The organism is Mesobacillus boroniphilus JCM 21738, from assembly GCF_000517385.1.
In the GTDB taxonomy this organism is placed as follows: domain Bacteria; phylum Bacillota; class Bacilli; order Bacillales; family Cytobacillaceae; genus Mesobacillus; species Mesobacillus boroniphilus.
The window spans coordinates 1-10431 of the sequence record NZ_BAUW01000110.1 but is presented as its reverse complement, the minus strand read 5'-3'; the positions used below and the strand labels follow the sequence as shown (position 1 = coordinate 10431).

Annotated in this window: 8 protein-coding genes, 2 pseudogenes and 1 riboswitch; of the genes and pseudogenes, 4 read left to right on the top strand and 6 right to left on the bottom strand. The window is 43.0% G+C overall.

What is annotated here, in order from left to right; translation table 11 throughout:
- Positions 1-67: 67 nt before the first annotated feature.
- The 5 genes and pseudogenes from ribH to JCM21738_RS19225 form a co-directional block, all read right to left on the bottom strand.
- Positions 68-538, bottom strand: coding sequence for a 6,7-dimethyl-8-ribityllumazine synthase (gene ribH, locus JCM21738_RS19245; RefSeq protein ID WP_023626756.1), 471 nt, complete (start codon positions 536-538; stop codon positions 68-70).
- A gap of 32 nt (positions 539-570) precedes the next feature.
- Positions 571-1763 (bottom strand): annotated as a pseudogene (locus tag JCM21738_RS19240) (bifunctional 3,4-dihydroxy-2-butanone-4-phosphate synthase/GTP cyclohydrolase II).
- Positions 1756-2430 carry a riboflavin synthase gene (ribE, locus tag JCM21738_RS19235; protein ID WP_035209911.1) on the bottom strand — a complete coding sequence of 225 codons (675 nt, stop codon included), beginning with the start codon at positions 2428-2430 and terminating at the stop codon, positions 1756-1758. Before ribE ends, JCM21738_RS19240 begins: the two are co-directional and overlap by 8 nt.
- A 12-nt stretch (positions 2431-2442) precedes the next feature.
- Positions 2443-3523: pseudogene (gene ribD, locus JCM21738_RS19230) on the bottom strand (bifunctional diaminohydroxyphosphoribosylaminopyrimidine deaminase/5-amino-6-(5-phosphoribosylamino)uracil reductase RibD).
- A 146-nt stretch (positions 3524-3669) separates the two neighbouring features.
- Positions 3670-3814, bottom strand: a riboswitch (FMN riboswitch).
- A gap of 55 nt (positions 3815-3869) precedes the next feature.
- A complete protein-coding gene (locus JCM21738_RS19225) occupies positions 3870-4211 on the bottom strand; it encodes a metal-sensitive transcriptional regulator (RefSeq protein ID WP_023626752.1) in 342 nt (113 codons plus the stop codon).
- Positions 4212-4391: 180 nt separating this feature from the next.
- Between JCM21738_RS19225 and JCM21738_RS19220 the strand changes: the two genes are divergently transcribed.
- From JCM21738_RS19220 to JCM21738_RS19210, 3 genes are read left to right on the top strand one after another with little or no spacing between them, the layout of a single operon-like run.
- Complete coding sequence (locus tag JCM21738_RS19220; RefSeq protein ID WP_023626751.1) at positions 4392-5885, top strand: spore germination protein; 1494 nt, start codon at positions 4392-4394, stop codon at positions 5883-5885.
- On the top strand, positions 5875-6987 hold the full coding sequence (locus JCM21738_RS19215) for a GerAB/ArcD/ProY family transporter (RefSeq protein WP_023626750.1): 1113 nt from the start codon (positions 5875-5877) through the stop codon (positions 6985-6987). Before JCM21738_RS19220 ends, JCM21738_RS19215 begins: the two co-directional genes overlap by 11 nt.
- Positions 6884-8092, top strand: coding sequence for a Ger(x)C family spore germination protein (locus JCM21738_RS19210; RefSeq protein ID WP_081742176.1), 1209 nt, complete (start codon positions 6884-6886; stop codon positions 8090-8092). Before JCM21738_RS19215 ends, JCM21738_RS19210 begins: the two co-directional genes overlap by 104 nt.
- 112 nt (positions 8093-8204) lie before the next feature.
- Here JCM21738_RS19210 and JCM21738_RS19205 read toward each other — a convergent pair whose 3' ends face one another.
- Positions 8205-8405 (bottom strand): hypothetical protein, encoded by a 201-nt coding sequence (locus JCM21738_RS19205; protein ID WP_023626748.1) that lies wholly within the window; start codon positions 8403-8405, stop codon positions 8205-8207.
- A 114-nt stretch (positions 8406-8519) separates the two neighbouring features.
- On the opposite strand from JCM21738_RS19205, the gene dacB reads away from it, so the two are divergent.
- Positions 8520-9998, top strand: a complete 1479-nt coding sequence (dacB, locus tag JCM21738_RS19200; RefSeq protein WP_023626747.1) for a D-alanyl-D-alanine carboxypeptidase/D-alanyl-D-alanine endopeptidase — start codon at positions 8520-8522, stop codon at positions 9996-9998.
- The last annotated feature ends 433 nt before the right edge of the window (positions 9999-10431 follow it).

Below are 10431 nucleotides of genomic sequence, written 5' to 3'. Positions count from 1 at the left end.
AAATTTTATAGTTTCCTAACCAATAAAAAACTGCAGGCGAGTTTGCCTGCAGCTTAAGAAATCCTTATTAAATTTCAATATCCTTCATCAAATTCGCCATTTCAATTGCTGACATTGCAGCGTCCCAGCCTTTGTTGCCGGCTTTGGTGCCAGCGCGTTCGATTGCCTGCTCGATTGTATCCGTAGTCAGGACTCCGAAGATGACAGGTACACCTGAGTTCATTGCTGCGGCTGATACGCCTTTTGCTGTTTCATTGGAGACATAATCGAAGTGTGGAGTGGAACCGCGGATGACTGTGCCTAATGTGATAACCGCATCATATTTATTGCTTTTAGCCATTTTTTGCGCGACCAATGGGATTTCGAACGCACCTGGAACCCAGGCAACATCGACGTTGCTTTCCTCAACCCCGTGTCTTTTCAACGCGTCCTGCGCGCCGCCCAAAAGCTTGCTTGTGATAAATTCATTGAAACGCCCGACTACGATTCCGACTTTAAGACCCGTTCCTACTAAATTACCTTCAAAAGTTCTATTCATATTACTTCCTCCAATTAGATGTTTTTTTAAATTTAAAAATTAAGTAAATGGCCTAATTTGCTGTGTTTTGTTTTTAAGTAATTTTCGTTTTCTTTCCTTGTAGGCATCTGGATTGGCACCCTGTCGACTACTTCAAGGTCATATCCCTTAAGCCCTTTGATTTTCTTTGGATTGTTGGTCAGCAATTTAATTTGCTTGATTCCAAGGTCTTTTAAAATTTGGGCTCCAATTCCGTATTCGCGAAGGTCTGCACCGAAGCCGAGCTTTTCATTGGCCTCAACCGTGTCATAGCCTCTTCCTGAAGCTTATACGCGCGCAGCTTGTTCATCAGCCCGATGCCTCTGCCTTCCTGGCGCATGTACAAAAGAACCCCGCGACCTTCCTTGTTAATCTGGTTTAGTGCAGCATGCAGCTGCGGCCCGCAATCACAGCGGAAGGAACCGAACACATCTCCTGTCAAACATTCGGAATGGACTCTGACAAGCACCGGCTCGTTCGGATCGATTTCTCCTTTTACAAGGGCAATGTGCTCTTTGTCATCTACTACATTTGAATAACCGACTGCCTTAAAAATACCGAATTCAGTAGGAAGATTGATTTCAACCTCTTTTTTAATCAGCTGGTCTTTACGATTGCGGTATTGAATGAGGTCTTTTATCGTAATCATTTTCAAATCGAACTGATCGGCAATTTTTCGGAGTTCCGGGACCCGAGCCATCGTGCCATCTTCATTCATGATTTCGCAGATGACGCCTGCAGGGTTGGCACCGCTTAATTTAGCCAGGTCAACAGCCGCCTCTGTATGACCGGCTCTCCTTAGTACTCCGCCGTTCTTGGCAACAAGCGGAAAAATATGTCCAGGCCTTTTAAAATCAGCGGCCTTTGCTTCTGGGTCAAGCATGCTCAATACAGTTGCCGAGCGTTCAAAAGCAGAAATTCCGGTTGTTGAATACTTATGATCGATGCTGACGGTAAAAGCCGTGCCGTGTGGATCCGTATTCCGGGATACCATCGGCAGTAAATCCAGCTTCTGGGCCAATTCCTGTTCAATTGGCACACAGATCAATCCCCGGCCATGCGTCGCCATGAAATTGATCACATCAGGTGTCGCCTTTTCCGCCAGAGCGATGAAATCTCCTTCATTCTCCCGGTCTTCATCGTCACAAACGATGACGACATTTCCTTGCATCAGTTCGTAAATGGCCTCTTCAATTTGATCAAACATTTTCATCACCCTCACATAAACCGTTTTCCTCTAAGAATTGGGCTGTAATATTGTTCCCTCGTTTTGGAGCTGCAGGGGGCTGGTTACTTAAAAAGTGCCCTACATACTTGCCGATCATGTCACATTCAATGTTGACGATATCACCTGTACCCTTGAATCCTAAGACTGTATCTTTTAAAGTGAGCGGAATGAGCGATAGAGTCAAGCTGTCTTCTGATATCCCGAAAACAGTCAGGCTCGTCCCATCAACAGCTACAGAGCCTTTCATGATAACATACCTCAACAATTCAGGGTCCACTTGAATTTCATAGTAAACAGCGTTCTCTATTTGCTTTTTCCCTTTGATGGTTCCGACGCCATCCACATGGCCGGCGACAAAGTGCCCGCCGAACCGGCCGCCGGCTGCCATCGCTCTTTCCAGGTTCACCTTCGAACCTCTTTTTACAGTTTTCAAGCTGGAGGCTTTTACCGTTTCAGGCATGACATCAACTGTAAATCTATTCTCTGTAAAAGAGGTGACGGTCAGGCATACTCCGTTAACAGCGATGCTATCTCCAAGGTGGACATCTGACAGGACTTTCCTTGCGTCAATCGTCAGGACAAATGACTCGCCGCTATGCTGGATATTCGCGACTGTGCCGATTTCTTCTATAATCCCAGTAAACATACAAACCTCCTTCTATACCGGCTCAGCAATGATCCGGATATCCTGGCCAATTTGTTTGACATCTTTAATTTCTAAACGAACTGTATCCTCAAGCCGGGCAATGCCTGTACCTCCATATGCTGCCGGAGCATTTTTCCCGCCGAGCAGCTTGGGAGCGATATAGGTGATCACTTGCTGAAAGGCCCTTTCTTTTAAAAAGCTGCCATGGACCTCGGCTCCGCCTTCTACGTAAACCGAAGTGATACCCCGGTCTCCAAGTTTTTTCAGCATGTCATGAATCCCGATTTTCTCAGTTTCTGCCCTGATAATCTCAATGCCCAGCTCAGTAAATTGCTCTACTCTTTCAGGTTCTGCCATTGCTCCGGTGACGATAATGGTTTGTGCAGCCTTATCATTCACGACCCTAGAATCCAGCGGGGTGCGAAGAGTGTTGTCCAAAACAACCCTCACCGGATTCTTCCCTCCGGACTCAAGCCTTGTCGTCAGGCTCGGATTGTCTTTGATGACCGTATTGACGCCTACTAAAATCGCGTCATGTGTATGGCGAAACTGATGAACATCCTTTCTTGCCTCTTCTCCTGTTATCCACTGGCTCTCTCCGGCCACAGTTGCAATTTTTCCATCAAGGCTGGTGGCTGACTTCAACGTAACATAGGGCAAGCCAGTGCTTATGTAATGGAAAAAACTTTATTCAGCGCTTTTGCTTCTTCCTCCATCAACCCAACCTGGACATCTATGCCTGCCTCAAGCATCTTTTTCACGCCTGCTCCGCCAACAAGCGGATTCGGATCGACCGAGGCGACAAAAACTTTCTTGATGCCTGATTCTATAACCAAATTCGAACATGGCGGCGTCTTCCCGAAATGACTGCATGGCTCCAGGGTCACGTACAATGTCGCGCCTTTTGCCTTTTCACCGGCCATGGAGATTGCGTGCACCTCAGCATGGTGTTCACCCGCCTTCAAATGGGCACCCATGCCAATGATCTGGCCGTCTTTCACAAGGACAGCACCTACTTTAGGGTTCGGGGAGGTCTGGCCATCAGTCGCACTGGCGAGATTAATGCTAGTGCCATATAATCCTGATCTTTCACCTGGCTACCTCCTTTCTAATTTTTACTTGGGGAAATTTAAAAATAAAAAGATCCCGAAACAAAATTGCTTCGGGGTCCTAAAAAAGCCAATGGCAAACTAGAGGGTTAAAAAAGGGCATACTGATCCCGTTCGATTAATCCTCGTTTTTTTCCTTCTCCCATCCAGACTTTAACTGTCGGCCCTGGAGTTTCACCAGATCCACCGTTTAACAAATGTTAACCGGGTCACGGACTAAGAAGCGTCGCTTCATCACCGCCGATTGGGACTTTCACCCGACCCCGAAGAAAATTATTAAGTTAGAGTCATTATACAGAACATTAGGTTAAATGAAAAACAATATAACTTTTATTTTTTCATCAGCTTCTCAATCGTGGTCAACAGCTCATCAACGACTTCATCGTCGCCTTCCTGGATCCTTTCGACGATGCAAGATTTCATATGTCCTTCAAGCAGAAGTTTAGCCACAGAGTTCAAGGCAGCCTGAGTTGCCGAAATCTGCGTGATCACATCATCGCAATATGTATCTCTCTCAATCAGGCCTTTGATGCCGCGGATTTGTCCTTCTATCCGATTCAATCTCGTCACAAGATTCTTTTTCGTTTTTTCAGAGTGATGGCTCTTTCTTTCTGATGAGCAACAGCTGTCACCACATTCAGATGGGTTCACTTCGGGCTCTAAAATGTCCATCTAATAACCCCCTTTTATCATTTGTTTTATTCTATCATAACCTCATGATTTTCTTAACCGCAAATGCCAGATGGGTCTTGCATCCAGCCGTTATCTCCTTTTGTATATTTTGGCAAGTTAATTGGAATAACTACTCCTAACATTAAGGATTCCATATTTTGAATAAAAAGTGGTGTAGTTATGAAAAAGGTCAGGCTGCCGAAGGGCTTACAACAGGATATTGAGGACAAAGCTATTAACAATAGCCTATACCAAAAGTTAACATCGGTATTCGAACATACTGCAGATTTCAAAGAAATGAAATTTACTAAAGGTGGCATCTCATTTATATTTTGTTTTCTTGAAACCTTAGTCTCAAAAGAGAATTTCAAGGAATATTTGCTTTTACCATTGTTCGAGCTAGGGTCGAATGTCAGCAATGAAAATTTACAATCTTTAAATGGCAAGGAAAATCATGAGATCAAAGAGCTGATAGAAGGCATCCTTGACGGTGGATATGTGTTGTTTATATGTGAACATAATGAATCATGGCTTTTCAATTTTCCGAAAAGTCATCAAAGGGCAATAGAGGAGCCTCAGAACGAAAGTATTGTCCGTGGCGCGCATGATGGTTTCAATGAAAATCTAGAAGCGAATATCAGCCTCTTAAGAATGAGAATCAAAGATCCAGATTTCACTGTGAAATATCATGTATTGGGTGAAAAAACAAGAACCAAGGTTGCAGTTGTTTTTATGAAAGGAATAGCAGACAAGAAGGTAGTAGCTGAAGTGGAAAGAAGGCTATCTTATATATCAACCGATATGGTCTTAAGTCCAGGGTATATCGAAGAATTCATCGAAGACGATCCCTTTTCCCTATTTCCACAAATCGTAAATACTGAACGGCCAGACCGGACGATAGCGAATTTAATGGAAGGGAGAGTTGCCTTGATTGGCGATGGCAGCTCCACGGCATTAATTCTTCCAATAACTTTTTTTGCCTTTTACCAATCATCAGATGATTACAACAGCAGGTGGATACCTGCTACCTTCATCCGGATGCTGAGATATGTAAGCTTCATTATTGCAATTACACTTCCGGCACTTTATATCGCAATTAATGCGTTCCATCTCGAGGTCATTCCCCATGAATTGATTTTGTCATTGAAAGGATCAGTTGAAGGTATACCTTATCCTCCCTTAATGGAGGCCTTCTTCATGGAGATAACGATTGAACTGATCAGAGAAGCAGGGATCAGGCTTCCCAAGCCTGTTGGACAGACTATTGGCATCGTTGGCGGTTTGGTCATTGGAGATGCAGTGGTCAGTGCTGGTCTCATATCAAACATAATGATAGTGGTTGTGGCTGTAACAGCTATTTCTGCTTTTGTTGTGCCATCTAACGAAATGAGTACGACAGTCCGCCTGATCCGGTTTCCACTTATGGTTGCTGCATCATTTTTAGGGTTTGTCGGATTGATGTTTGGGCTGATTATCATTTTTATAAAACTTTGCAAACTTGAGTCGTTTGGTGTTCCTTATTTCTCGCCGCTAGCGCCCTTGCATGTACAGGACTTAAAAGACACATTCTTTAGGCTGCCGCTTTGGAAAATGAATGAACGGCCAAAAAACTCCCGTGCTACAAACACAAAAAGACAGAGGGATTCAAGAGGATGGAAGATCGATGGACAATAATAAGGATATGATCACCTATCAGCAATTTTTCTTCTTGCTGATCCACACTCAATCAGGGGTTGGCGTACTTTCCCTACCGTATGATATGCATAATTCTGTCCACTCAGATGGATGGATTTCCATTCTCCTTGCAGGAGTGTTGGTTCAGGGCATACTATTTGCTTATTTGCTACTTTTCCGAAGATTTGAATCTCAAAACCTTCTTGAAATAGCTTCTTTGTTACTTGGCATAAAATTAGGGAAGATGATCTCTCTCTTTTACTCTCTCTATTTCCTAAGTGTCGGGAGCTTAATTTTGGTTCTCTATATCAGAATTATCAATCGGTGGATCCTTCCTTATACACCTACCTGGATTATTGGTTCCTTATTGATTCTGGCAGGGATTTATTTATGCGTGGACGGTTTGAAGGTATTGGCTCGCTTTTATACATTAGTTACACCCCTTATGTTGGTTCTATTCCTGCTGATTTCATACACACTGAAAGATGCAAATATATACTATATACTCCCAATCGGTCAGGGTGGCATAAAAAATATCCTTTTTGGCAGCAAAGATGCCCTCCTCTCCATGTTGGGGTTTGAAGCGGTCCTGATTACTTTTCCGCTTGTAATGGGATCAAACAAGAAAAAATTCAAGATAATGTCCTGGGCGAATTTGTTCATAACTTTGCTATATACCTATCTGGTCATTGTCAGTTTCATTTATTTCAGTCCTGAAGAATTAAAAATAATACCCGAACCACTCTTATATATGTTAAAGTCTTATACCTTTAAAGCGATGGAACGAACGGATTTGCTGTTCCTCTCCATTTGGATAATCATGGTTTTCACTTCCTTTAGCACTTACCTATTTTTGGCGGCAAAGTCCTGTAAAAGTTTACTTAAAAAACTACAGCATAAAAAGCTTATTTATTACTTGGCTTTGCCAATTTTCGGGATATCCTTAATAGCAGAGTCGAATATTCATTTTGCTGAATCGATGACCAGATATATTACAAATGCCAGCTTCGCCTTTCTTCTTTTTCCCATTCTTTTACTGCTTGTCTCGTACCTTTTTAAAAAAACGAAGAAGGGAAGTGTCCACCATGACCCGGCCGAGTAAATTATTATGCATCGGATGTATGACAATACTTTTAAGCGGGTGTTGGGATCAAAATTTATTGAAGGATGTTAGATTATACATGGCTGCCAGTTTTGACTTGGATACAGAAGGAAAAATAATCGATGCCGTTGCTTCCCCCATTATAAAAAGGGCCGACCAGGGAGGCGGTTCAGCAGAAACCTATCAAATCATCACCGGGATCGGGAATACGCCAAGAGCAGCAAGGAAAGATATCGATCAGCGAAGCTCGAAAACATTCGATGCGTCGAAGCTCCGGATACTCATTATTGGAAACGAGCTAGCAAAACAAGATATATATCCAGTTCTTGATTTATTTTATCGAGACCCCAAAAGCTCCCTTAGTGCTAAAGTTTTTATTTCTGAAGGGATAGGAAAAGATATCCTTCAACTGAATATTAAGGAACAGGAAATTAGTGAATACTTGTTTGAGTTATTAGAAAGCCAGGAGGATGCATCCCTTATCCCTGAGGAAAACCTTCAATCCATTTGTGCCGAAATGTTTGATCCAGGTGAAGACCTTATTCTCCCTTATATGAGCCAAGAGGGTGGGACTCAGGCCAAAGTGGAAGGAATCGCTTTATTCAATGAACGCAAATTTACGGGGCAAATTTTATCAGGCGATGAGGCAATGATTTTTTTATTGATGGACGGAACTTCCGGGATGAAACCTAGATTCACAAAGGAAGTCACAAATCATGAAAATAATAGCCCCAGCGATTTTGTATCTTTCGATGTAAAAAAAACAAAGCAACAGTTAGAGGTAAAGATTTCGAATAAAGAAGTAAAGGTTAACATAAATCTAAAATTAAAAATTGCACTTACTGAGTATGCCAGAAATCAGTTATATAAAAAACAAGAAATCCAGTTTCTGAATCAAAAGCTTTCTGAGATACTCTCAAAAGATGCAGAAGCTGCCATAAAGAAACTTCAGCAAGCGAACAGCGATAGTTTTGGCATTGGCCGTCGACTTATTGCGCTCCATAATGATTATTGGAAGCAGGTGGATTGGAAAAAGGAATACCCTAACATTTCAATCACCCCAAAAGTCGAGGTGGAAATTGTCGGACATGGAATCATAAAATAAGGCTCCTGCCCTATGACTACCCGTCCAGAATGTTATGGAATCTTAAAACCACAAAATACTCCTATTGAGACTCCTTATTTGACGGATTTTCAATGAGGAGTATTTTTTCAAGTTAAATCTGACTATTTTCCCTTCTTGATTGCGCTATCAACAGGAGCTCCCTCGAAATCCCGGCCGCAAACAGGCAGCCAGCGAGCAGCGCCAATGTTCCGTACAGAGGGTCTGTCACCTTTGAAAAAATCAGTTGGACATAGAAGTAAAATCCTGCTCCGATGGCTAGAATGAGTAAGGTATTCAAAAAGTATCGGTACATTTTTTTCCCTCCTGAACCTTATATTATTTAAAACATTATCATAGACTCTACTAATTGGTTATTGGGAAATTTACTGTCGAATACAGTTGAGAAATGAAAGGAGTGAACTAAAAATTGAAACAAAAAACTACAGCAATCATCATATTTTCACTTGTTACCATCTTAGCCGTCATTCCGTTTTTTCATACTGAAGAACCTCCGGCCAGGGCTGTTGAGCCTAGTGGGGAGTTCTCCACAGAAATAAGTAAGGTGTTAACGAATGAGCCGGTACTTGATGGAGCTTTGGCTGGTGTCAGCATCAGGTCTGCAGAGGATGGAAAGCTTTTGTACGAGCATATTGGGGATACCCGGCTGCAGCCTGCTTCGGTGCTGAAGATGTTTACAGCTGCAGCTGCGCTTTCGGTTTTAGGGGAGGAATACCGCTTTACGACTGAAGTATTGGCAGATGGGAAAATTGACAGCGGTACTCTTGTGGGTGACTTATTTTTAAGAGGAATGGGCGATCCAACCTTGCTCCCGGCTGACTTTAATGAGATGGCAAAGAGACTTAAGAGAAAAGGAATCAAGAAGGTGGCCGGCGATTTAGTGGCTGATGATAGCTGGTACGATAATGTCCGGTATTCAGAAGACCTTACCTGGAATGACGAACATCAATATTATGGCGCCCAGGTTTCCGCCCTGACTGCTTCACCGAACCTGGACTTCGATGCCGGCACAGTTATTGTCAATATTTTACCAGGCAAGAAGGGGGAATCTGCAAACATTTCCCTTGAGCCTGATACGGATTATCTAAAGATTATTAATGAAACAAGAACAGTAGATTCGAAGGGGAAACATGAGGTGATAATTGAACGAGAGCATGGATCGAATAACATTTTGGTGAGCGGAACGATTCCAGTCAATGCTCACAAAACAAGGGAATGGGTTGCCGTCTGGGAGCCTTCCCTGTATGCTGGAAGTCTTTTTAAAAAGTCATTAGAAGAACATGGGATAAAAGTAGTTGGGAAAATTATAACGGGACGTGCGACGGAGACAATGACCAGGTTAATTTCTCATAAATCAATGCCGCTTGCGGACCTGATGATACCCTTCATGAAATTAAGCAATAACGGACATGCTGAAGTGCTAGTTAAGGAAATGGGCAAGGTCGTTCATGATGAAGGCAGCTGGGATGAAGGTCTTAAGGTCATGGATGCAGAACTTTCCAGAGTCGGTATTGACACCAGCCGGCTTGTATTGCGAGACGGATCCGGAATCTCGCACGCCCATCTCATTCCTGCTAACGAAATCACAAAACTACTCTATCTTGCCCAAAAGGAGAAATGGTTCCCGACATTCCAGCATTCACTTCCAGTTGCCGGAGTTGAAGACAGAATGGTCGGAGGAACAATGCGCAATAGACTGAAAGAAGAGCACCTGAAGGATCGCGTATCTGCAAAAACAGGGACGCTGACAGGCGTTAGCACGCTAGCAGGCTATGTAAAAACAGACAGCGGGGACACTCTTATTTTTTCCGTTTTACTGAATAACCTGCTAGATGATCGAGATGGCAGGAAGGTGGAGGATCAAATCGTGAGGCTACTTGCAAGATAGCGCGTTAAACCTTGAAATGTGCCCTTATGTAACTGGATTGGACTTCATAAGGATATGATTAGGCTTGAACGGTACCCTTATGTTGCTGGACTATACCGCATAAGGATACGATTGGGCTCGAACCGTACCCTTATGTTGCTGAATTTTACCTCATAAGGATACGATTCCGCTTGAACGGTACCCTTATGTTGCTGGATTTTACCTCATAAGGATACGATTAGGCTTGAACCGTACCCTTATGTTGCTGGATTTGACTTCATAAGGATACGATTCCGCTTGAACGGTACCCTTATGTTGCTGGATTGGACTTCATAAGGATACGATTCCGCTTGAACGTTACCCTTATGTGGCTGGATTTGGTTTCATAAGGATACGATTAGGCTTGAACCGTACCCTTATGTGGATGGATTTTACCTCATAAGGATACGATTGG